At 73.0% G+C, this 20,542-nt stretch carries 28 protein-coding genes and 1 pseudogene; 14 read left to right on the forward strand and 15 right to left on the reverse strand.

The features are described from left to right. Positions 1 to 33: 33 nt before the first annotated feature. The 3 genes from RAN62_RS30520 to RAN62_RS30530 all read left to right on the forward strand — a co-directional run bounded on the left by RAN62_RS30520 (position 34) and on the right by RAN62_RS30530 (position 1,614). Positions 34 to 747: an ANTAR domain-containing protein gene (locus RAN62_RS30520; protein ID WP_305788266.1), complete on the forward strand. Its 714-nt coding sequence runs from the start codon at positions 34 to 36 to the stop codon at positions 745 to 747. A 96-nt stretch (positions 748 to 843) separates the two neighbouring features. Then, positions 844 to 1,212, forward strand: a complete 369-nt coding sequence (locus RAN62_RS30525; RefSeq protein WP_305788267.1) for a hypothetical protein — start codon at positions 844 to 846, stop codon at positions 1,210 to 1,212. 3 nt (positions 1,213 to 1,215) lie between these two features. After that, the gene (locus tag RAN62_RS30530; RefSeq protein WP_305788268.1) at positions 1,216 to 1,614 is read left to right on the forward strand and encodes a GNAT family N-acetyltransferase; all 399 of its coding nucleotides are present in this window, start codon (positions 1,216 to 1,218) and stop codon (positions 1,612 to 1,614) included. On the opposite strand, the gene RAN62_RS30535 is transcribed toward RAN62_RS30530, so the two are convergent. The 3 genes from RAN62_RS30535 to RAN62_RS30545 are packed head-to-tail and all read right to left on the reverse strand — an operon-like array spanning position 1,602 to position 3,636. Further along, positions 1,602 to 2,102: a pyridoxamine 5'-phosphate oxidase family protein gene (locus tag RAN62_RS30535; protein ID WP_305788269.1), complete on the reverse strand. Its 501-nt coding sequence runs from the start codon at positions 2,100 to 2,102 to the stop codon at positions 1,602 to 1,604. The two genes, RAN62_RS30530 and RAN62_RS30535, sit on opposite strands and share 13 nt — an antisense overlap. A gap of 42 nt (positions 2,103 to 2,144) precedes the next feature. Further along, positions 2,145 to 3,197, reverse strand: a complete 1,053-nt coding sequence (locus RAN62_RS30540; protein ID WP_305788270.1) for an aldo/keto reductase — start codon at positions 3,195 to 3,197, stop codon at positions 2,145 to 2,147. 40 nt (positions 3,198 to 3,237) lie between these two features. Then, positions 3,238 to 3,636, reverse strand: a complete 399-nt coding sequence (locus tag RAN62_RS30545) for a ribosomal maturation YjgA family protein (RefSeq protein WP_305788271.1) — start codon at positions 3,634 to 3,636, stop codon at positions 3,238 to 3,240. Positions 3,637 to 3,661: 25 nt separating this feature from the next. Between RAN62_RS30545 and RAN62_RS30550 the strand changes: the two genes are divergently transcribed. The 5 genes from RAN62_RS30550 (at position 3,662) to RAN62_RS30570 (ending at position 6,870) form a co-directional block, all read left to right on the forward strand. Then, a complete protein-coding gene (locus RAN62_RS30550; protein WP_305788272.1) occupies positions 3,662 to 4,411 on the forward strand; it encodes a hypothetical protein in 750 nt (249 codons plus the stop codon). An 88-nt stretch (positions 4,412 to 4,499) separates the two neighbouring features. Next, positions 4,500 to 5,057 carry a hypothetical protein gene (locus RAN62_RS30555; protein ID WP_305788273.1) on the forward strand — a complete coding sequence of 186 codons (558 nt, stop codon included), beginning with the start codon at positions 4,500 to 4,502 and terminating at the stop codon, positions 5,055 to 5,057. A gap of 22 nt (positions 5,058 to 5,079) precedes the next feature. Further along, positions 5,080 to 5,487, forward strand: a complete 408-nt coding sequence (locus RAN62_RS30560; protein WP_305788274.1) for a hypothetical protein — start codon at positions 5,080 to 5,082, stop codon at positions 5,485 to 5,487. A gap of 164 nt (positions 5,488 to 5,651) precedes the next feature. Then, complete coding sequence (locus tag RAN62_RS30565) at positions 5,652 to 6,719, forward strand: hypothetical protein (RefSeq protein WP_305788275.1); 1,068 nt, start codon at positions 5,652 to 5,654, stop codon at positions 6,717 to 6,719. 13 nt (positions 6,720 to 6,732) lie between these two features. Beyond that, on the forward strand, positions 6,733 to 6,870 hold the full coding sequence (locus tag RAN62_RS30570) for a hypothetical protein (protein ID WP_305788276.1): 138 nt from the start codon (positions 6,733 to 6,735) through the stop codon (positions 6,868 to 6,870). On the opposite strand, the gene RAN62_RS30575 is transcribed toward RAN62_RS30570, so the two are convergent. The 4 genes from RAN62_RS30575 to RAN62_RS30590 all read right to left on the reverse strand — a co-directional run bounded on the left by RAN62_RS30575 (position 6,856) and on the right by RAN62_RS30590 (position 10,082). Then, positions 6,856 to 7,368, reverse strand: coding sequence for a hypothetical protein (locus RAN62_RS30575; protein WP_305788277.1), 513 nt, complete (start codon positions 7,366 to 7,368; stop codon positions 6,856 to 6,858). The two genes, RAN62_RS30570 and RAN62_RS30575, sit on opposite strands and share 15 nt — an antisense overlap. A 172-nt stretch (positions 7,369 to 7,540) precedes the next feature. Next, complete coding sequence (locus RAN62_RS30580) at positions 7,541 to 8,419, reverse strand: SDR family NAD(P)-dependent oxidoreductase (protein WP_305788278.1); 879 nt, start codon at positions 8,417 to 8,419, stop codon at positions 7,541 to 7,543. Next, a complete protein-coding gene (locus RAN62_RS30585; RefSeq protein WP_305788279.1) occupies positions 8,416 to 9,345 on the reverse strand; it encodes a 5,10-methylenetetrahydrofolate reductase in 930 nt (309 codons plus the stop codon). The genes RAN62_RS30580 and RAN62_RS30585 overlap by 4 nt, the downstream gene beginning before the upstream one ends. Before the next feature lie 23 nt (positions 9,346 to 9,368). Further along, a complete protein-coding gene (locus RAN62_RS30590; protein ID WP_305788280.1) occupies positions 9,369 to 10,082 on the reverse strand; it encodes a methyltransferase domain-containing protein in 714 nt (237 codons plus the stop codon). Positions 10,083 to 10,093: 11 nt separating this feature from the next. On the opposite strand from RAN62_RS30590, the gene RAN62_RS30595 reads away from it, so the two are divergent. Next, complete coding sequence (locus RAN62_RS30595) at positions 10,094 to 10,753, forward strand: alpha/beta fold hydrolase (protein ID WP_305788281.1); 660 nt, start codon at positions 10,094 to 10,096, stop codon at positions 10,751 to 10,753. Further along, a complete protein-coding gene (locus RAN62_RS30600) occupies positions 10,750 to 11,328 on the forward strand; it encodes a cadmium resistance transporter (RefSeq protein ID WP_305788282.1) in 579 nt (192 codons plus the stop codon). Before RAN62_RS30595 ends, RAN62_RS30600 begins: the two co-directional genes overlap by 4 nt. 34 nt (positions 11,329 to 11,362) lie before the next feature. Here RAN62_RS30600 and RAN62_RS30605 read toward each other — a convergent pair whose 3' ends face one another. Further along, positions 11,363 to 11,956 (reverse strand): TetR/AcrR family transcriptional regulator, encoded by a 594-nt coding sequence (locus RAN62_RS30605; RefSeq protein ID WP_305788283.1) that lies wholly within the window; start codon positions 11,954 to 11,956, stop codon positions 11,363 to 11,365. Positions 11,957 to 12,039: 83 nt separating this feature from the next. Here RAN62_RS30605 and RAN62_RS30610 point away from each other — a divergent pair, with 83 nt between their 5' ends. Next, positions 12,040 to 12,876 carry an MBL fold metallo-hydrolase gene (locus tag RAN62_RS30610; RefSeq protein WP_305788284.1) on the forward strand — a complete coding sequence of 279 codons (837 nt, stop codon included), beginning with the start codon at positions 12,040 to 12,042 and terminating at the stop codon, positions 12,874 to 12,876. On the opposite strand, the gene RAN62_RS30615 is transcribed toward RAN62_RS30610, so the two are convergent. Continuing rightward, positions 12,869 to 14,245, reverse strand: a complete 1,377-nt coding sequence (locus tag RAN62_RS30615; protein ID WP_305788285.1) for a M14 family zinc carboxypeptidase — start codon at positions 14,243 to 14,245, stop codon at positions 12,869 to 12,871. The genes RAN62_RS30610 and RAN62_RS30615 overlap by 8 nt on opposite strands. Before the next feature lie 17 nt (positions 14,246 to 14,262). Here RAN62_RS30615 and RAN62_RS30620 point away from each other — a divergent pair, with 17 nt between their 5' ends. After that, the gene (locus tag RAN62_RS30620; protein WP_305788286.1) at positions 14,263 to 14,814 is read left to right on the forward strand and encodes a GNAT family N-acetyltransferase; all 552 of its coding nucleotides are present in this window, start codon (positions 14,263 to 14,265) and stop codon (positions 14,812 to 14,814) included. Here the strand turns inward: RAN62_RS30620 and RAN62_RS30625 are convergent. After that, positions 14,757 to 15,323: a P-loop nucleotide/nucleoside kinase family protein gene (locus tag RAN62_RS30625; protein ID WP_305788287.1), complete on the reverse strand. Its 567-nt coding sequence runs from the start codon at positions 15,321 to 15,323 to the stop codon at positions 14,757 to 14,759. The two genes, RAN62_RS30620 and RAN62_RS30625, sit on opposite strands and share 58 nt — an antisense overlap. A gap of 10 nt (positions 15,324 to 15,333) precedes the next feature. Then, positions 15,334 to 15,750 carry a zinc-binding dehydrogenase gene (locus RAN62_RS30630; protein ID WP_305788288.1) on the reverse strand — a complete coding sequence of 139 codons (417 nt, stop codon included), beginning with the start codon at positions 15,748 to 15,750 and terminating at the stop codon, positions 15,334 to 15,336. A gap of 21 nt (positions 15,751 to 15,771) precedes the next feature. On the opposite strand from RAN62_RS30630, the pseudogene RAN62_RS41260 reads away from it, so the two are divergent. Beyond that, positions 15,772 to 15,966, forward strand: a pseudogene (locus RAN62_RS41260) (helix-turn-helix domain-containing protein); the annotation flags it as partial. Here RAN62_RS41260 and RAN62_RS30635 read toward each other — a convergent pair. Both RAN62_RS30635 and RAN62_RS30640 read right to left on the reverse strand, forming a co-directional pair. Continuing rightward, on the reverse strand, positions 15,947 to 16,951 hold the full coding sequence (locus RAN62_RS30635) for an alcohol dehydrogenase catalytic domain-containing protein (RefSeq protein ID WP_305788289.1): 1,005 nt from the start codon (positions 16,949 to 16,951) through the stop codon (positions 15,947 to 15,949). The pseudogene RAN62_RS41260 and the gene RAN62_RS30635 sit on opposite strands and share 20 nt — an antisense overlap. 2 nt (positions 16,952 to 16,953) lie before the next feature. After that, positions 16,954 to 17,556, reverse strand: a complete 603-nt coding sequence (locus RAN62_RS30640; RefSeq protein ID WP_305788290.1) for an NADPH-dependent F420 reductase — start codon at positions 17,554 to 17,556, stop codon at positions 16,954 to 16,956. 47 nt (positions 17,557 to 17,603) lie between these two features. On the opposite strand from RAN62_RS30640, the gene RAN62_RS30645 reads away from it, so the two are divergent. Continuing rightward, positions 17,604 to 18,254 (forward strand): TetR/AcrR family transcriptional regulator, encoded by a 651-nt coding sequence (locus tag RAN62_RS30645; RefSeq protein WP_305788291.1) that lies wholly within the window; start codon positions 17,604 to 17,606, stop codon positions 18,252 to 18,254. On the opposite strand, the gene RAN62_RS30650 is transcribed toward RAN62_RS30645, so the two are convergent. Beyond that, entirely contained in the window at positions 18,241 to 19,515 is a 1,275-nt protein-coding gene (locus tag RAN62_RS30650; protein WP_305788292.1) for a DUF4832 domain-containing protein, read from the reverse strand. The two genes, RAN62_RS30645 and RAN62_RS30650, sit on opposite strands and share 14 nt — an antisense overlap. A gap of 168 nt (positions 19,516 to 19,683) precedes the next feature. Next, positions 19,684 to 20,523 carry a helix-turn-helix domain-containing protein gene (locus RAN62_RS30655; RefSeq protein WP_305788293.1) on the reverse strand — a complete coding sequence of 280 codons (840 nt, stop codon included), beginning with the start codon at positions 20,521 to 20,523 and terminating at the stop codon, positions 19,684 to 19,686. Positions 20,524 to 20,542 lie beyond the last annotated feature (19 nt).

Here is a 20,542-nt window from a genome sequence, read left to right on the forward strand (position 1 = left end):
CTGGAACGGTCCGGAAGCCGAAGGGACCATCCGATGTGCGAACCCGCCGGCCATGAGGAGCTGGCTCGTGCGTTCCTCCGCCTCAACGAACTTCTGCGGACCGGTGACACCCGCGTCACCGCGATGCGGCGCCTCGTCGGCCTGGCCGTCACCGCGGTGCCCGGCTGTGACTGGGCCGCCGTCACGGCCTGGCCCGAGCACGGCCGCCCGCGCAGCATCGCCGTCTCCGACGAGGTGGCGCTGACCGCCGACACCATCCAGTACGCCCTCGGCGCCGGCCCGTGCCTGTCGGCGGCCGGCGGCGACGACTCCGTGCACGTCGCCGACCTGGCCGACGAGGGCCGCTGGGCGCAGTTCCGGGTCGCCGTGCGCCGCCGCACCCCGATCCGCGGCCTGCTCTCGCTCCGGCTGCAGAGCGAGCCCGAACGCTTCGCCCTCAACCTCTACAGCGGCCGCCCGTACGCCTACGACCTGCACGCCGTCGCCACCGCGGCCCTCTTCGCCGCCCACGCCCGGGTCCTGCTCCTGCACGCCGGCAGCTCCGACCGCGTCGCCCAGCTCGACCAGGCCCTGGCCGGCAGCCGCCAGATCGGCGCCGCCGTCGGCATCCTCATGAGCGTCCACCGCCTCACCGCCGACGACGCCTTCGCCCTGCTCCGCTCGACCAGCCAGCACCTCAACCGCAAGCTGCTGCTGGTCGCCGACGAGGTCACCCGCACCGGAGCTCTGCCCGGCCCCGGGCGCTGATCCCGGATACGGGCGGGCGGGCAGGTTCACCCGGCGCGGGGACGTCGTTCGCGCGCAGGCGTGAGCGGGCGGGACAGTCGCTTACGCTCGGGCCGTATGAGAGTGCAGAGTGCATTGGTGGCGGCGGTGACGGCCGTCGCGGTCGTCCTCGGCGGGGCGGCTCCGGCGACGGCGGGGGGCGGGCGGCGCAACGACGAGTCGATGTGCCGGGCGCCCTATCTGTATCGGCCCTTCACCCGCACCTGCACCACCGGCCCGATCACGGTGAACCGCGACCATCGGATCACGGTCTGGACCCGGGTCTGCGACGACAGCCCGTGGCGCCTGTGGGACGTGGCCTCCGGGCGGGTCGTGGCCTCCGGGTCGGGCGACACCCGGCAGGTGGTGACCGGGCTCTACGGCACCTACCGGGCGAAGCTCACCGACGCCTGCTGGCGCGATCGCATCGGCATCCGCAACTATTGATCCATGATCGACGTGCGGCAGTTCACCCCGTCCGACTACGACGCCGTGGTGGCGGTGTGGCAGGCGGCCGGGCGCGAGGTCGTGCCCCGCTCGGAGCTGACACGGGATCCGCAGCTCTATGTCGTGGCCGAGCGGGACGGTGACGTCGTGGGCGTGGTCATGGGCACCTGGGACGGCCGGCGCGGCTGGATCCTGCGCCTCGCCGTGCACCCCGGCCACCGCCGCCGGGGCATCGCCGGAGCGCTGGTGGCCGAGCTGGAGAGCCGCTTCCGGGCGATCGGCTGCCCGCGCGTCAACCTGCTGGTGATGCCCGACAACGAGGCCGGGCTCGGCTTCTGGCGGGCGCAGGGCTATCTGCCGATGCCCGACGTCCTGTGCACCAAGCCGCTTCAGAAGGTGTAACGGGTCTGCGAGTACGGCCCCTTGGTGAAGGCCAGCACCTTGACCGGCCGCAGGGCGTAGACCACCGCCTGGTTGCCGTGATCGGGGTCGACGAACTTCCCGTCCCGGGCCTCGAAGACCCAGTCCAATTTGGTACGCCACAGGCCCGTCAGCTCGCGCAGCACGCCCATCTCCGTCACCGGCGCGGCCCGGCCCTCCAGCACCACGTCCACGCCGGCCCGGTAGGTGTTCGTCCCCGTGGTGAGCACGCACCGGGGCTCGGCGGCCAGGTTCACGGCCTTCTGCTCCTCGGCGCCGGTGCAGAAGTACGCACAACCGTGCAGCCACATGGCCGGCAACGGAGCCACGTGCGGGCGCCCGTCCCGGCGTACCGTCGACAGCCAGAACATCTCCGCCGCCGTCAGCACCCGCTCGGCCTCGGACCACGGGAGTGCGGGGGCGCCGGGCTCACTGAAGGGCGCGACGAGCGTCGCGGTGGGTGCGGTCATCTGCACAGGTCTACCCGACGCGCCCGTTTCACGCTGCCCCGTTCACGCGGCGGTGGCGTACCCCGGGATCCGGGCCCGGATCTTCGCGAGCTCGGCCTCGTCGGAGATGCCCTGGAAGTCGTACCGGGGCGTGTAGGGCTCTTCCAGGGCCTTGAGCTCGTCGTCGGTGAGCGTGATGTCGAGGGAGGCCACCGCGTCGTCGATCTGGGCGGTCGTGTTGGCGCCGACCAGGGGCGCGGTGACGACCGGCCGGCTGTGCAGCCAGGCCAGGGCCACCTGCGCGCGGGTGACGCCGCGGCGGGCCGCGACGGCCCCGACGGCCTCGGTGATCGCCCGGTTCGCGTGCTCCTCGGCCGGGGTGTAGAGCAGGTCGGCGTAGGCGCCGTCGGTGCCGGCGCGGGCGGTCGCCTTCGCGTCGTCCCAGGCCCGGGCCAGCCGGCCGCGGGCGAGCGGACTCCAGACGATCGTGCCGACCCCCTCGTCGAGGCAGAGCGGGATCATCTCGCGCTCCTCCTCGCGGGCGAGCAGGTTGTAGTGGTCCTGCATGGACACGAAGCGGGCCCAGCCGTGCTGCCGTTGCAGGTGCAGGGCCTTGGCGAACTCCCAGGCGTGCATCGAGGACGCGCCGAGATAGCGGACCTTGCCCGCCCGGACCAGCGCGTCGAGGGTTTCCAGGGTCTCCTCCAGCGGCGTGGCGCGGTCGTTGCGGTGGATCTGGTAGAGGTCGATGTAGTCGGTGCCCAGCCGCCGCAGGCTGTGCTCGACCTCGGTCATGATCGCCTTGCGGGACAGGCCCGAGCCGTTGGGGCCGGGCCGCATCGGGTGGCGCAGCTTCGTGGCGATGACGACGCTGTCGCGGTCGGCGAAGTCGCGCAGCGCCCGGCCCAGGATCTCCTCGCTGCTGCCGTAGGAGTAGAGGTTCGCGGTGTCGAAGAAGTTGATCCCGGCCTCGAGGGCATGCCTGATCAGCGGGCGGCTGGTCTCCTCGTCCAGCGACCACACCGGGTGGCCGCGCCCCGGGTCGCCGTAGGTCATCGCGCCGATCGCGATCGGTGACACGTCGAGGCCGGTGGTGCCGAGCTTGGTGAAGCGCATGGTGGTCCCCCTGACATAAGTGGAGATGTCTCCACCTACATTAGCGGAGACCTCTCCGGATCGCCAGGTGTGCGAGCACCAGGGGGAGGACACCGATCGCGTACCAGAGCAGATCGGTCACGTCGAAGGCCACGCCCAGCGCCAGCCGGGCCAGGGTGCTGCGCGCCGACAGCTCGGCCGGCACGCCCGTGAGCTGGAACAACTCGACGGCCCAGCACAAGGCGAGCGCCGCCGCGCCGGCCACCGGGGGCCGCAGGCGGGGAAAGAGGACATAGACGCCGGCGTAGACCATCGCGGCGTACAGTGCGGTGCCGGAATATTGCGCCAGCGCCCCCGAGCTGTCGACCACGCTGGTGTCCGACGCCACCCGGATGCCCAGCGCCACGGCGAGAATGGCGACGACAGCGAGGAGCGCGAGGCCCCGTTCCTTGATCCGCACGGCCCGACCCTAGGGGGACGCGTCCATGTTCACGCCGCCGGACCGCGACCGCCTGCGCGCCGCCTTGCTGGCCCGGGCCGGGGCGGATCCGGCCGTCACCGGCGCGGCCTGGACCGGTTCCCAGGCCACCGGCGGCGGCGACCGCTGGTCGGACACCGATCTCGTCCTGTCGGTACGCGACGACGTGGCAACCGTCACCGACAACTGGACACAGTGGCTCGAGACCGAATTCGGCGTCCGGCACCACTGGGACCTCGCCGTGGGCGCGAGCGTCGTCCGGGTGTTCCTGCTGCCGGGCTGGCTCGAGGTCGACCTGACCTTCGCGCCCGAGGCGGAGTTCGGGGCGCGCGGGCACCGGTGGCAGACCATCTTCGGGCAGGCGCGGACCCTCGACCGGTGGCCCGATCCCGAGCCCGCCCACCTCACCGGCCTGCTCTGGCATCACGCCCTGCACGCCTGGGTCAGCCTCGAACGCGGCCGGTGGTGGCAGGCCGAACACTGGATCAGCGCGATGCGGGACCACGTGATCACGCTCGCCTGCGTGCGGCTCGGGCTGCCTTCCGCGTACGCGAAAGGGGCCCACCTCCTCCCGCCGGAGCTGAACGAACCCCTCGCCGCCACCCTGGTCCGCGAGTTGTCGGAAGCCGGCCTGCGCCGCGCCCTCGACGCCGCGCTCGCCCTGGTCACCGACGAGTTGACGCGCTCCGACCCGGACGCGGCGCGGCGGCTGGGGCCGATGCTGGCGGAGCTGTCGGGCCGTCGCAACTGTCCCTGAGCTGCACCGGGGGACAGTTGCGCCTTGTCCGGGACAGCTGCCTCCTCGACGGTCGGAGCAGGTAACCGACCTCCGAGGAGGAGACGCCGTGCAAGTCACACGCCGGCTGCTGGCCGCGGCCGCTGCCGTACTCATGTCCGTCCTGGTGTCGTTCGTGATCGCGTCCCCGGCCCGCGCCGACACCGATGTCGCACACGTGTGCGGAAACCCGTCGACCGTCTACGGCGGCGTCCGCGCCGCGTTGTGCGCCGACATCACCTGGGTGACCCTGTCCAGCGGCAAGCGGGCCCTCTCGGCGAAGGCCGAGGCGTACTGCCAGAAGGCGAGCTCCCCGTTCGACAACCGGCAGTGCGAGGGCATCGTCGTCGGTGCGGACATGTACCGGCGCGGGCCGACCCAGTCGACCTGGACGCTGGAGACGCACGGTTTCAACACCAGCTGCGGCAGTCTCAGCGAGTCCTCCTACTACCCGTGCCCCTACGGCCGGTTGCTGACCTATGACCAGGGCGGCCACGGCTGGCTCGACTCCGCGTGCGTCTACTTCCGGGCCGGCGCCCGGGCGTCGATCACGCTGCCCGGCGGTGGCCCGACCATCTCCGGCTACCGGCAGTACGCCGAGTGGCACACCCCCGCCTGTTCCGCCTGACCCCGCTGTCGAAAGGACACTCATGAACAAGTTCGTCCGGCCGGTTGTCGCCCTGGCCACCGTGCTGACCGGCCTGCTGCTGGTCCCGGCCTCGCCCGCGGCGGCGACGCCCTCCACGCCCGACTACGGGGTCAAGTCGATCAGGGACGGCGTGGCGACGTACGGGTCCGCGCACGTCCAGTGGATCTCGGGCCAGCAGTGGGACATCGCCGTCAACGACTCGCGCTACGACGGCCGCAACGTCTGCGTCCGGATCCAGCCGTCCGAGGCGGCGGCGATCGACTACTGCGACAGCAACGGCTCGGAGAACACCGCGACCCACTACCGCATCTACTACCCCTGGTACCAGGCCAAGCTCTGCGTCGGGTCCGGTGGCGGGTGGGCCGCGTTCTGCGAGTCGTACATCACCCGGTCGATCTACGACTACTGATCGTCGCCTCGTCGGCCCGGCCGGTTCCCGTGGCATCGGCCGGGCCTCCGCGTTCCGCGCGCCACGGCGGATGAAGAGTGCGTGAACACCGGCTTCAGCATTTTGTGACAACTCGTTGATATGCAACCGTGGTGGTCAACTTTCGTCGGCCCGGGGAGATCGCATTGGCGCGGCGCGTTTTCGTGCATGTCGGGGCGCCCAAGACGGGGAGCACCTTCGTGCAGAACGTGCTCTGGCGCAACCGGGAGGCGCTGCTGCGTACGGGGGTGTTGCTGCCGGGCGGTGCCGCCGCGCAGGACCAGGCCATGACCGACCTGCGCGAGGTGAGCTGGCGGGACCCGGCCGCGACCTGGACCTGGGACCGGCTCGCCGCCGAAGCGCGGCAGTGGCCCGGCGACGTGATCATCAGCAACGAGGCGCTGGGCGGGGCGACGCCGGCGCAGGCCGCCCGGGCCGTGGCGAGCTTCGCGGCGGCCGAGGTGCACGTCGTCGTCGCGGGGCGCGATCTGTGGCGCACGTTCCCGTCGTTCTGGCAGCAGAGTGTGCGGTCGCGGCAGTCGTGGCAGTTCGAGACGTTCGTCGGGATGGTCGAGCGGGGCGAGTTCGAGACGTTCTGGGAGATGCACACGCCCGTACGGATGCTGCGCAAGTGGGGTGACCTCGTCCCGCCCGGGCGGCGTCACCTCGTCACCGTGCCGCCCGCGGGCACGGCGCCCTGGGTGCTGTGGCGCCGCTTCGCCGGGGTGTTCGGCATCGCCGACGGCGTCTGCGAGCTGCCGGCGCCCGCCCCCAACGAGTCGCTGGGCTCCGCGCAGGTCGAGGTGCTGCGCCGCGTCAACCAGGCGCTCGGCGAGCGGTATCCGCACCGGGTGCCGTACCAGAAGGTGGTCCAGAAGCATCTGGTCAACGCCGTCCTGCGCAAGCAGGCCGATCAGACCCGCTTCGGCGTCGGCGCCGACCGCACCGGCTGGGTGCTCGACCTGGCCGAGGAGCAGATCAAAGAGCTCGAGGAGTACGCCTGCCAGGTCGCGGGCGACCTGGAGGAGCTGCGCCCGGCCGCCGTCACGCCGTTGCCGACGCCCGACGAGCTGAGCCAGGATGAGGTCCTCGCCGCGGCCGTCGAGACGATCATCGGGCTGCTGGGTCATGCCGACGCGCTGAGCCAGCCGCAGCCGGCCGCGCTGTCGACGCGGGTCAAGAACAAGGTCAAGCGGGTGCTGCGTCCTCGCTAGGGCGCCTTCCGCCGTGGTGAGCCTCGCGATCCGGGTGCCGCGCGGCGTGGGCGTCCTGCTGCTCGTGGTGTCGTGCCTCGTGACGGTGCTGCTCATCGTGCTGTCGCTGACGTGGCAACGGATGGCGTGGCGGGCGTCAGGCGCGGCCTAGGACCAGGTCGGCCAGGCGAGGATCGTGGGCGTACGCGTCCTTGGTGCGTGACGGCAGCAGCCGCTGGGCGAAGTCGCGGGCGGCCGTGCGCAGCGGCGTGCTCGCCAGCACCGGGGCCAGCGCCGCCCAGGGGCCGTGGACCGTGACCTGATCCGGCCCGCCGCCCGCCCGGGCCGACTCGCGCACCTCGAGCCCGGGCAGCCCGGAACCGGTGGGGGAAGCCTCGAGCACACTCCGGGAGACGTACACGTGAGCCGTGAGCCCGTCGGCTCCCGACGCGAACAGCGCGAAGGTCTCCTGCCCGCCGATGGAAAGCGTGGACAGGACGCCGGTCGCGGGCAGGCTGCTCAGGGCCCAGTGGCGGCGCTCGGTGGCCAGGGCGTCGGCGACGGCGGCGGTCAGGTAGAGACGGTTGGCCGCCACGACCCGCGGGAAGTGCGGATCGTGGGCCAGCTCCGCGAAGCGGTCACGTTCCTCGACTGCGATGGCCAGGGTCACGGTCGCTCCTTCGCCGGTCGGAGGGGCCGGCTGCCACCCCGGCGTTCCTATCGGCGGCCTCACGCAGTTCTTACGATTTCCCGCGCGCCGGCGTTCCCGCGCGCAAGCGTCTCCCGTGCGCAGGCGTCTTCCGGTGCGAAGGTGTGCGGGCGTTCCCCGGGGCGCGGGCGGATCAGGTGCGCAGGTAAGAAGCGCCGTTCAGGTCGAGGACCGTGCCGGACGACCAGGTTGCTTCGGGGGAGCTGAGCCACAGCACCGCCTCCGCGACTTCCTCGGGCGTGCCCACCCGGCCGAACGGGCTCTGCGCCAGCACGGCCTCTCCGCCGGGGCCGGCCAGCTTCTCGTTCTGCCGGTCGGTGCCGATGAAGCCCGGCGCCACCGAGGTGACCGCGATCCGGTGCGGCGCGAGCGCGACGGCCATCGACTGGCCGAAGGCGTGCAGCCCGGCCTTGGCCGCACCGTAGGCCGGGAAGTCGGGCTCGCCCCGGAAGGCGCCCCGCGACCCGACGTTGACGATGCTGCCGGGCGCGCCGCGCTCGATCAGGTGACGGGCGACGCACCACGTGAGGTTGGCCGCACCGAGCAGGTCGACGTCGATCATGCGACGCCAGACGCGCTGCCACTCCGCGTAGCCCACCTCGGCAACGCGGTGCACCGTGTCGTCGCCGGGCGCCACGGCCGCGTTGTTGACCAGCACGTCGACGCCGCCGAGCGCCGCCACGGCCGCCGCCACGATCCCGGCGGCCGCGTCCGGATCACCGACGTCCCCGCCGACGAGCGCATGCCGGGCCCCGTCGCCCGAGCCGCCGACAAGCGCGGGCCCGGGCCCGGAATCGGCGGCCGGATCGCCGGCCGGCCTGTGCCCGCCCCCGGCCGACGCGGGCCCGGCGCCGGCGAGCAGGGCCAGCGTCTCCTCGGCGTCGGTGCGGGCGGTGGCGTAGTGCACGGCCACCCGGTCCCCGCGCGCGGCGAAGGCGACGGCGATCGCCCGGCCGATGCCGCGCGAGGCGCCGGTGACGAGCACGCGCCGCGCGCCCGGGGCGGGAGTCATCGCAGCATCGTCCGGATGCTCTTGGCCAGGTGCACGGACGCGTCGATCTCGGCCTTACGGATGGACACGCTCTCGACGTTGAAGCCGAACGGCATGCCCAGGCGGCGGCAGAAGCCCGCGAGGTCCTGCGCGTTGACCAGGCACTGGTCGAGCGACTCGGTGAGCGGGTCGGGGGAGTGGCGCAGTGAGTTCTCCAGCCAGCGGGGCACGTCGACGCCCAGCCAGTGCAGGAACGACAGCGTCTTCATCGAGCCGCACACCGACAGCGTGAACACGACGCGGCGCGGCTCGATGCCCCGCTCGGCGCACGCGTAGTAGTAGTCGGAGAGCAGGCTCTTGGTCGCGTCGACGTCGTAGACGATCTGGGTGATGAAGAAGGACGTGCCACGCTCCTGCTTGGCGATCATGCGCAGGTGCTCGTCACCCCGGCGGGAGTAACGCTCGGTGATGGCGACGCTGCCCAGGGGGAGCTCCGGGCGTACCCGATCGCGCAGGTCCTGGGCCTCGGCCAGGCGCGTGCGCACGGGCTTGCCGGCCGACGACGCGCCGACGAAGACGCTCATCACCCGGTCGCTGTCGACGCTGCTGAGCCACTGCGACAAGTGATCGGGCTCGTACTTGCCGACGCACCGGTAGATGACGGCGGGCCGCTGCCACGCGGACAGGTGCTCGGCGTAGAAGACGGCGGGGTCCATCGTCGGCAGGTAGGGGAACGGCCGCTGCTCCGGGTTGCGGTCGCCCTCGTCGTCGATGTCGTAGAGCACGAGCCCGTCGAGCTCCAGCCCCTCGAGCCGGCTCAGCGTCACCTCGGCGATCCGCGCGGCCTCCTCCGCCGAGACGCTCTCGCGCGGCGGTGTCAGCCCGAGCAGCAGCGCCTCACCCTCCGCCGACGCCAGCACCTTGACCACATCTTGTCCTTCAGCCACGTCAGAACCCTACCGAGGCGCCCTCAAGCGGCGCTCGGCGGCGCTTGGGCGACCACGAAGAGCCGATCGGGGGTACGCCGCCCGGCGCCCGGACCGATCTCGGTCACGCGCAGGCCGGCCGCGGTCAGCCGCGCCTCGAGCTCGCCGGCCGACCACGGGCGCATCCGGAAGTGGTATGCAGCGTCACCGTATCGCTCGTCGACCATCAGCAGGCCGTCCCGCCATGTGGTGCGGCTCGTGAACGTGAGCGCTCCGGCCGTACGCGTGTGCTCGGTACCGTCCGCCCGCCGCCGCGCCGCGCCCTCCTCGCGTACGTCGAGAAACAGCGCACCGCCCGGCCGCAGCGCGGCAGCCAGCGCGGTGACCGCCGCCTGGCGCTCGCCGTCGGTGATCATGTCGTTGAGCACGCCCCGGCAGGTCACCGCGGCGAAGGCGGAGGCCAGACCCAAGGAACAAAGATCGACCAGGTGGGTACGCGCCCCGGGGCAACGCCGCGCCGCCAGCGCCAGCAGCGCGGGGGACGCGTCGGCCAGCTCGACGTGGTGGCCCAGCGCCCGGAAGGCCGCCGCGTGCCGCCCCGTCCCGCACCCGGCGTCGAGCAGATCGGCGCCCGGGGCTCGACTGTGGACCGCCGCCACCCAGGGCTCGACGGGATCGGTGATCAACTCGTCGTACGCGTCCGCGTGCCGTAGATAGAAGGGTCGTTCCCGGCTGACCCGTGCCGACCGCGATGCCATAATCCGACCCTATGACGTCGCACCTTGTCGCCGGGGACCCCGCAGCGCCGCCCGTGATCCTGCTGCACGGCCTCGGTGACGCGGCGAGCGACTGGGCGGAGGTGCAAGCCGCACTGGCCAAGACCTTCCGGGTGTACGCCCTGGATCTGCGCGGCCACGGCGACGGCCCGCATCCGGGGGAGTACTCGTTCGAGCTGATGCGCGACGACGTCATCGCCTTCCTGGGCCGCGAGCGCCTCGGGCCGTGCGTGCTGGTCGGCCACTCGATGGGCGGCACCGTGGCGATCCTGGTCGCCGAGGCGGCCCCGCACCTGGTCACCCGACTCGTGCTGGAGGACGTGACGGCGCCGCGCCCGGGCGCCCTGTCCCGGCCTCCGCTGCCGACGCCCGCCGAGCCGACGCCCTTCGACTTCGCCGCGGTCAACGCCATCCGGGCGCAGATCAACGACCCCGACCCGGCCTGGTGGGACGACATGGCATCGATCACGATCCCGACACTGATCATCGGCGGGGCGAGCAGCAACATCCCCCAGCACCTCCTGGCGGAGACGGCTGCCCGCATGCCCGACGCGCGCCTGGTCACCCTCAACGCCGGCCACTACGTGCACCGCGACCGCCCGGCCGAGTTCCTTACGGCGCTCGACGACTTCCTGGCGCCGATGCTCGCGTGAGCGCGGGCGTCATCGGCCAGGCGGTGGGCCTTTTCGCCGTCACGAACGTCGACGACATCCTGATCCTGGCGCTCTTCTTCGCCCGGGGCGGCTCGGTCCGGCGGGTCCTGCTCGGGCAGTATCTCGGCTTCGCGGGCATTCTCGCCGTCGCCGTGGCTGCCGCTTTCGGGGCGACGCTTCTGCCCGCGGCGGCTGTTCCGTACCTCGGGCTGCTGCCCATCGCCCTGGGCGTCAAGGCCGCGATCCAGGCGTGGCGCTCCCGCCACGATCAAGACCAGGAGCCGGAGGGTACGTCCACCGGCCCGCGCGCGCTCGAGGTGGCGGCCGTCACGTTCGCCAACGGCGGGGACAACATCGGCGTGTACGTACCCGTGTTCGCCGGCGCCGGGGCGGGCGGCATGAGCGTCTATGTGATCGTGTTCCTGGTGCTGGTCGCCGTGTGGGTGGCGGCGGGCCGGTTCTTCGCCACGCGTCCCGTGGTCGCCCGCGCCCTGAGCCGCTGGGGTCACATCGTCCTGCCGGTCGTCCTCATCGGCATCGGCCTGCTCATCCTCCTCGACGGCGTGCTCGAGTGAGGAACCGGCGTGCTCGAGCGAGGAACCGGCATGATCAAGTGAAGAAGCCGCGCAACTCCGCAACCGCCGCGTCGAGCTCCGCCCCGGCCCGCCCGAAGTCCTCCCGCTCGTAACAGCTCACCAGCGCCTTCTCCCACGCCAGCAGCATGGCGCCGCACTGCATCCGCGCGGCCGGTGAGTCCGGGGCCTGCCCCAGCCGCTCGGCCAGCGCCTCGGCCAGGGCGGCGGTCCACACGTCCTGCTGCTGCAGGTGGCGCCGCCGCAGGGCCGGCTCCGACCGGTTGAGCCGCATCACCGTGGCCATTGCCCCGGGCTCGGCGACGACCGCCGCGACGGCCAGCTCGAACGCGGCTCGCAGAGCCTCCAGCGCCGTCTCCCGCGCGGGCCGGCGGCGCAGCTCCTCGGCGATCGGCAGGCCGAGCGCCTCGATCGGCTGCAGGACCGCGTCCTCCTTGGTCGGGAAGTAGCGGAAGAAGGTCCGCTCGGAGACCCCCACGGCGGCGGCGATCGCCCCGGCGGTGGTGGCGGCGAACCCGACCTCGTCGATCGACCGCATGGCGGCCGCCGTCAGCTCGGCGCGGATCGCCTCGCGCATCCGCGCCCGGACGCCCCTGGGTGCCTCTTCCATGCCGGCCAGCCTAGCGCTACAGTCGTTCACTGTCTTGCTGTCATTGACTGACACGAAGTCAGTAACTGAAGGATCGAGTGCTCATGACCGAGAAGATCACCATCGGCGATTTCACCGTCACCGTGCTGACCGACGGCGCGTCGCATCTGCCGCCGTCGGCCTATCCGGGGGCGGACTTCGAGCGGTTCCCGGAGCTGCTCGACGCCACCGGCACGTACCGGATCCGGCTCGGGGCCCACCTGGTCCAGGGGCCCGCCGGCACCTTCCTCGTCGACGCCGGGGCGGGGCCGCTGAGCATGCCGTTCCCCGCCGAGCTGGCCGCCGCGAACGGCCTGGGCAACCCGCCGCCGCACATGGCACAGGCCGGCGAGCTGCCCGAGTCGCTCGCCGCGGCGGGCGTGGCGCCGGAGGAGATCAGCGCGATCTTCGTCACGCACCTGCACCTCGACCACGTCGGGTGGCTGGCCCACTTCCCGAACGCGACCGTCCACTACGGCGCCGAGGACTGGCCGCTGCTGGTCGGCGCGGCGCCCGCGGACGACCCGACGCGGGTGATCATGGAGGCGGCGGGCCGGGCGGGCGTGCTGCGGACGTACCCGGCGGAGGACGCCGAGGTGCTGCCGGGCGTGACGGTCATGCGGGTGCCCGGGCACACTCCGGGGCACGTCGTGATCGCGTTGTCGTCCGGCGGCGAGCAGCTGTGGTTCACCGGGGACCTCGTCGAGCTGCCCGCGCAGCTGACCGACCGGGAGATCCACTTCATGACCGACGTGGATCGGGAGGCGGCCGCCGGGGCGCGCGCCCGGCTCTTCGCGCGGGCCCGGGCCGAGGGGATCGTCATCGCCGCCGCCCACCTGAGCGACCCGTCGTTCCGCCGCGTCACCGCCGAGAACACGTGGGCCGACGCGACGGTCAGGTGAGGGTGCCGGAGAGGTGGGCCGCGGCGGCGATCGTGGCGGCGTACTGGACGGCGACCAGGCGGCGGATCTCGATCGGCTCGAGGCTGTCGTTGTGCTCGTCCTCGGCGACCCAGGCGTCGTACGCGGCGGAGAGCTCGGCCAGAGCCGCGCGCACCTCCGACCGTACGTTGCCGACCGCGGCCTCCCCGCGCAAAGCGCGCAGCAACACGCCGCCGTAGCGCAGCCGCCACTCGTGCACGTGCGACGCCAGGGAGGTGACCTCGGCCACCGACGCGGGCCGGTCGGACGCCGGGGACTCGCTGCGAGCCTGCTGTGCCTTGGCGACCTCGGCGACGAAGTGGGCGAAGAAGCGGGCCGAGCGCCAGTAGGGCGACTCGGGCGCGAGCAGCCGGCCCTCCACCGCGGCCAGCGTGCGGGTCAGCAGCCCGGCCAGGTCGTGCAGGCCGGCGGCTTCCCGGGCCAGAGCCTGCGCGTACGTGCGCCCCGAGTCACTCGCGTCCCCGGCGGTCGGGTCCAGCCAGTACGGCAGCTCGCTGACCAGCATCAGCGCGCCCCAGCGATCGGCGTACCAGGTGGCGCTCCCACCCTGGGCCACCCATTCGCTGCCGTCGGCGGTCCGCCGTTCGTACACCTTGGCGAGCGAGCTGGCCTCGAAGATGGCGTCGTCGAGCACCACCAGGTCGGGCGCCTCGGGTTCGCCGCGGTCGAGCGGGATGCCCAGGTGCCCGGGGACGGCCTGCAGCACCGGGTGCAGGGCGGCTTCGGGGCGGCTGAGCCAGTAGTACGCACCCCCGAGCTCGCTGTTGTGCAGCGACGCGACGAGCCGGGGCCGGTGCTCGTCGATGAGCCGCATGAGTGCGAGCGTCTCGGGCATGGCCTCGTCGAAGTACGCCGTCTCGTGGTTGATCGGGAACGTCCACTCCACCTGGTCCCGCCCGGCCGGCCGGTAGAAGTGGCGCCCGTAGTGCGCCCGGGTGAACGGCCCGCGCAGCCACCCCTCGTTGAGCCGCAGCCCGTCCGGGTCGGCGCAGTCCACGATGCGCCACCGGTGCCCGAGGCGCTCGCGCAGCGCCGCGTCGGTGCACAGGCGCTCGGCGAGGTGCAGGGCGGTCAGGCCACCGATCGGCTCGTTGGGGTGCGGCAGCCCGTAGACCAGGGCCTCCGGGCTGTTCTCGCGCTCGACGGTCAGGCTCCAGATCGGCTCGCCCTGCCGCGAGGTGCCGCAGCGGCGCAGCGTCGCGAGCTCCGGGAAACGCTCGGCGACCGACCGCAGGCCGGCGTGCAGCTCGTCCACGCCGGCGAAGTGGTCGTACGCGGGAACGGTGCCGAGCTCGTCGAGCACCCAGCGTGGAATCCGGTCGTCAGTCACCTCGCCATAATGATCCGGTGACCCGAATCGACACCGACCGGCTCCTCCTCCGCGAGTGGCACGACGACGATCTCGACGCGCTCGCGGCCATGAACAGCGATCCGGAAGTGATGCGCTACATCCTCGACGGCGCCACGCTCGACCGGGCGGAGAGCGCCCGCCGCCTGCAGCGCTATCAGCGGGCCTGGGCCGAGCAGGGCATCGGCCTCTTCGCCGTCGAGGCCGGCGGCGGGCTCGTGGGCTGGGCCGGCTTCGCCGTCCCCGAGTTCCTGCCCGAGGTCCTCCCGGCCATCGAGATCGGCTGGCGCTTCGCCCGCGAGACCTGGGGCAGGGGGTACGCCACCGAGGCCGCCGCGGCGGCGCTGCGCTGGGGCTTCGACGAGTACGGCCTGGAGCGCGTCATCAGCATCCGCCACCCCGACAACGTCCGCTCCGAACGCGTGATGACCAAGATCGGCCTGGTCCACGACTTCGACACGGTCATCCCGGGCGCCGACCGCCCCGCCGCCGTTCACGCCGTCGACCGCGCCGCGTTCAGGAAGGCGACGATCTCGTCCAGCCCTGGCTGATAACCCGCGCCGGTGTCCACCTCGATCTCCGGCACCTCGATCCGCACCCGCCGAAACCCCTCGTGGCGGGCGGCATGCACCTCCGGCGCCAGCAACGACAGGTCGTCATGGGCCCGCCGCGTGGGCACATCGCCCTGCCGCCGCCGGATCCGCGCGAACGCGGTCCCGGCGTCAACCTGACAGTGCACCACGCGGATGTCGGCCGGCCCGGCGAGCGGCAGCAGGTGGGGGCGCCACACCTTGTCCTGAAAGGCCGCCTCGGCCACGGTGGTGACCCCCGCCCGCAGCAGCTGCTCCACGACGCCGAAGAAGACCGGCAACGTACGCAAGGTCAGCTCGTCACCCGGCGCGGCGGTGAACTCCCCGGCCGCGTGGACCATGCCCTCCTTGATCTCGTCCCGGCAGACGGCCGGGCAGCCGATCGCCCGCGCGAGCCGGTGCGCGAGCGTGCTCTTCCCGGCGCCGGGCGGCCCGCTCACGACGACGAGCATCGGTCTTGTTCGTTCCACCACCCTGACCCTAGGGGAGCAGGAGGAGTTTGCCGCCGGGGTGGCCGGAGCGGCTGAGGGCGGCGGCTTCTCGGACGGCTTCGAGCGGGTGGGTGCGGGCGATCATGACAGTGAGGACGCCGGCGCCGGCCAGGCGGGCGATGTCGTTCAGGGAGTCGTAGCGCAGGTCGATGCGGGTGCCGAGCGTGGCCGCAGCGGCAAAGTCCGCGATGGTCAGGACGCGGTCGGCTGCGCCGGTCAGCTCGATCAGGGCCGGCAGCGCCCCGCTGGCCGGGGTGGCGTCGAGGGCTCGGTCGACGCGGCCGGTGGCCAGCGCGGTCACCCGCCCAGCCATGCCGGCGCCGTAGCTGGTCACGGCAGCGCCGGCTCTGCGCAGGGCGGCGGCCTTGGCCGGACCGGCGGTGGCGATCACCCGGTCGATGATCACGCGGCGTTCCCTGCGCCCGTCGGACTGGCGCCCGCCGCCTGTCTCACCCGGTGGCGGCTGGACCTCGCCGCGCGTCGGTTGAGCACCACCGATCAGCCCGTCGAGTCCATCGCGGCTGCCGTCGGCTACCACTCCGTGCCGGCGTTCAGCCGGGCCTTCACCCGCTCGCACGGCGCCGCGCCGGGGCGTTATCGCACTATGCACCGCCGATCGTGATCACGGTCTTGCCGATCGTGCGGCGGGTCTCGGCCAGCTCGTGGGCCGCTCTCATCGTGTCCGCGTTCAAGCCGTCGAGCACCGTCGTGGCGACGGGACGCAGCCGGCCCGCGACGGCGTCCGCCGCCAGTTCGGCCAGGATCCGGCCCTGGCTCGCGACGTCGCCGCCGGCCAGGATGCGGCTGAAGACGGTCTCGGTGTGCAGGGACACGGACTTGGCGGTCAGCGGCCCGAGGTCGAGGGGGCCGGCGAGGTCGACGGCGGCGAGGTGCCCGAAGGGCCGCAGGATCTCGGCGATCCAGCCGAGGTTGCCGGCCGTGCCCGCCGTGGAGAGCACCAGGTCGACCCGGTCGACGCCGGCGGCTCGCAGCTGCGCGGGCACGTCGCCGGTGTGGTCGACGACGAGGTCCGCCCCCATGGTCGTGGACCAGTCGCGGGACTCGGGGCGGGAGGCCGTACTGATGACCTGGGCCTGGGTCCTGGCCTTGAGCAGTTGGGTCGCCAGCGTGCCCACGCCGCCGGCCCCGCCGACGATCAGCACCCGGTCGATGCCCGGCGCCAGGCCGTTCTGATCGCGGAAGAGCGCCTCCCAGGCGGTGAGCCCGCCGATGGGCAGGGAGGCGGCGTCGGCGAAGGACAGCTGGTCCGGGATTGTCGCCGTGACCCGGTGGTCGACCGCGACCCGTTGCGCCCAGGCGCCGTCGCGACTCACGTCGCCGGTGCCCAGGACGCGGTCGCCGACAGCGAAGCCGGGGGCGTGCGGGCCGACGGCCTCCACCACCCCGGCGAACTCCCAGCCCAGGATGACGCGGCCGCCCGGCTCGGCGCTGCGCGTGCGCCGGATCATGGCTTCGCCCGGGTTGATGCCCAGAGCTCGCACACTGACGAGCAGGTCAGCGTCGCGCAGCCGGGGTTCCTCGGTGTCGACGAGCTCGATGGCGAACGCGTCGAGCGGGTGGGCCTTCTCGTAGGCCAGAGCCTTCATGGTCAGTCCTGCTTCAGCGCGTGCAGGGCCGACAGGGGGCCGCCGCCGACCTGCATCAGCCGGCCGCCCTCGCGCAACGGGCCGGCGTCCACGGGCGCGAAGCCGATCTCGTCGGCGACCGTCCGGAACGTTGCCTTGGCGGCCGCGTCGTCGCCGGCGTAGAAGAGCAGCTGGCGGCCTTCCGCGTGGCGGGGGTCGGGCGCGATGTAGCGGGCGAAGAGGGTGTTGAACGCCTTGACGACGCGGGCGCCCGGGGCGTGGCGGGCGACGAACTCACTGCCGGTGTCCGGGCCGAGGTCGACGTAGCCCGCCGGCGGCGCGGCGGTGAGCTGATTGGTGGTGTCGACCAGGATGCGGCCGTCCCAGGCGGGCACGGCGGCGAGCGCGGCGGGGACGTGCTGCCACGGGACCGCGAGGAAGACCATCTCGGCCGCGGCGGCCTCGGCGACTGTCCCGGCGGTGGCGAGCGGCCCGAGCCGGGACACCGTGTCGCTCAGGGTTTCCGGGCCGCGGCTGTTGCTCAGGACGACCCGGTGACCCGCGGCCACGAGATGCGCGGCGACGGCCCGGGCGATGGTGCCCGCCCCGATGGTTCCGATGTGCATGAGACCCCCTCCGTCTTTGATGTCGTACAACATCAAAAGTTATGATGGTGGTCAGCATCATTGACGTCAACCGGGGAGGGGCCCAGGTGCCGCGCATCACCCAGGAACAGAAGAGGCTCAACCGCGAGAGGATCGTCCGGGCGGCGAGCGAGGGCTTCCGGCGGCACGGCATCGACGGCGTCGGCATCGAGGAGCTGATGAAGGCCGCCGGGATGACGCACGGCGGGTTCTACAACCACTTCTCCTCCAAGGAGGATCTCGCCCTCGAGGTCTACCGGCAGGGGTTCACCGACTCGCTGGGCGCGCTCGACGCCATCCGCGCGGCGCATCCCCGCTCAGCCCGGGCGGCCCTGCGGGACCTGACCGACGGGTACGTGACGGCTGCCCACCGCGATCACCCGGAGACGGGCTGCCCCTCGGCCACGCTGGCGGTCGACGCCGGCCGGCACGGCACCGCGGCTCAGGACGAGTACAAGCGCGGGCTCGACGGATACTTCGGCGCGATCACCGAGATGGTGCTCGATCGCGCCCGCCAGTCCGGTGCCGAGCCCACCGCGGCGGAGGCCCGCGAGGAGGCGGTGGCCCTCTTCTGCCAGATGGTCGGCGCGCTGGTCGTCTCCCGGGCCGTCGCCGAGGCCGACCCCGAGCTGTCCGACGAGGTCCTGACGGCCAACCGGCGGCGGCTCAAGAAGGCTTGACCATGCCCAGGTCGTTCCAGCCCCGGGCGGCGTCCCAGGTGCCGGTGCCGGCGAGCCGGATGGCGTACGCGGGGATCGCCGCCAGGCTCGGCGCGGGGTCGGGCAGGCTCAGGGCGAGCCGGGTCGCGGCGCGGGGTGCCGTGAAGCGGGCGGTCAGCGTGACCGTCCGGCCCGGCTGCCACGTGCGCACGTCGGCCGGCACGGTGACGGCCCGGCGCGTGGTGCCCGTGATCACGATCAGGCGGACCGGGCGGTTCTGCACCGGGGCCGCGTACCCGTCATTGGTGATCTTGATCGTGGCCGTGACGGTCGCGCCGGGCCGGACGCGCGCGGGGAGCGTGAGGCTGATCGCGCGCAGGCGGTAGCCGAGGCGGCGGCTCGCCTCGGCGCGGCCGGCGGCGCCCCACGAGTCCAGGACGCCGGCGTGGAAGGACGGATTCAAGTACGTCCAGTGGTACGCGGCGAGTTCCGCGGACGCGTTCGCCCAGCCGGAGCGCTCGGACGGGTCGCAGGTCTCGCCGCCGACCAGCGCGGTGCGGCTCTGGGCGGCCAGCCAGGCGCGATCGTCGGCGGCGGTGAACGTGCCGTAGTCGTCGGTGCCGGCCAGGAAGCAGTCGTCGTGCACGCCGACGCGGGCGACGGCCGGGGCGAGGCGGCGCTTGATCTGCGGCGTGCGCACCTGCACCGGCGTGGTCGCCGACGTGGCGGCCAGCAGCGCTTCCAGGACCCGCCCGCGGGCGGCCCAGGTGGGGAAACTCTGTGTGTAGTACCACTCGCCCCACCGCCCGACGAAACCCGCCTGCACCGCCGCGAGGATGTCGGCGTTGCCGGTCAGGATCGGCTTGAGCTGGGCGATGTGCTTCAGGACCCGCGCCTCCGGCGCATCGAGATCAGAGTCCGCCGAGTACGCGAACCGCACCACCAGCTTCACGCCGGCCCGCCGGGCGGTGGCGAAATCGGCGCTGATCCGGGCAAGATCGGCCGCCCCGATCGTGTCGGCGCCCTGGTACCGCTCGAGATAGAAGATCCGGTACACCAGGCTGCGCCCGTCGTGGACCCGCGCGGCCGTGAGCGCGGCGGCGTCCAGTGGCGCGTGGTCCGGACCGACGTGCGTCTCCGTGTACGTGAAGAAGCCGCGCCCGGGGTTCGCGAAGTCGGCCGCCGAGGAGGCGTACGTGCGGGTGTACGTGGCCAATGGAGCCGCGACCGCCGGGCCGGGCAGGAGCAGGGCGGCGGCGACGGCCCACCGGAGGAGAGGCATGAGGGGTGGATCGGCGGTGGTACGCGCGGGTTGAGCGTTTCCCCGCAAGCCGTACAAGAGGCTTGCCGCCCGGGCGCGGCGGGCATCACCCGGGCATGCGTGTCGTGCTGATCGCCCTCATCGTGATCGTCCTGCTCGTCGCCATCGCGTGGATCAACAACAAGGCGTTCAGGACCGGCCGGTCGCTGCGCCGGAAGCTGGACGAACGGCGCTGAGCAGCCGCAGCTTCTCCTCGCTCTCGGAGCCCTGCTCGGCGTAGTAGAGCACCAGCAGCAGGCCCTCGCCCACGGGCAGCTTGTCGCGGTGCAGGCGCAGCTCACCGACGATCGGATGGTCGACGTGCGCGCTGCCCCCGGCGAGCCGGCGCACGTCGTGGCGGGCCCACAGCTCGCGGAAACGGGCGCTGGCCAGGGACAACTCGCCGACCAGCTCGACCACCCGGGCGTCGCCGGTGTCCTCGCCGACCTCGTGACGGAAGGCGGCGACGAACCCGGCGACCGCGGTCTCCCAGTCACGGTGGAACTCGCGCTCCTCCGGGTCCAGCAGCAGGGACCGCAACCTGTTCTCGCCGGGGCGCAACCGGGGCGACAGGGCCAGGGCGAGCGGGTTGGAGGCCAGCACGTCGAAGGTGCGCCCCTCGACGAACGCCGGCACGCCGACCGAGGCCAGCAGGTGGTGCAGCCGGGCGGGCACGCGCTCGGGGCGGCGGCGCGGACGGGCCCGGGGGCGAGACGCGGCCAGGCCCATCAGATAGTCGCGCTCGACGTCGTCCAGCAGCAGCACCCGGGCCAGCGCGTCGAGCACCTGCGGCGACGGGTTCCTGTCCCGGCCCCGCTCGAGCCGCAGGTAGTAGTCGGCGCTGATCCCGGCGAGCAGGGCGACCTCCTCGCGGCGCAACCCCGGCACGCGGCGGTGGGAACCGGGCGGGATGCCGGCCTGCTCCGGGGTCACCAGCCCGCGACGGGCCAGCAGGTACTGCCCGAGCCGGTTCGCGTCGTCGTCGCTCATCACGATCACGCTACTGCCG

Origin of the sequence: Symbioplanes lichenis (assembly GCF_030709675.1) — a bacterium.
Lineage (GTDB): Bacteria > Actinomycetota > Actinomycetes > Mycobacteriales > Micromonosporaceae > Actinoplanes > Actinoplanes lichenis.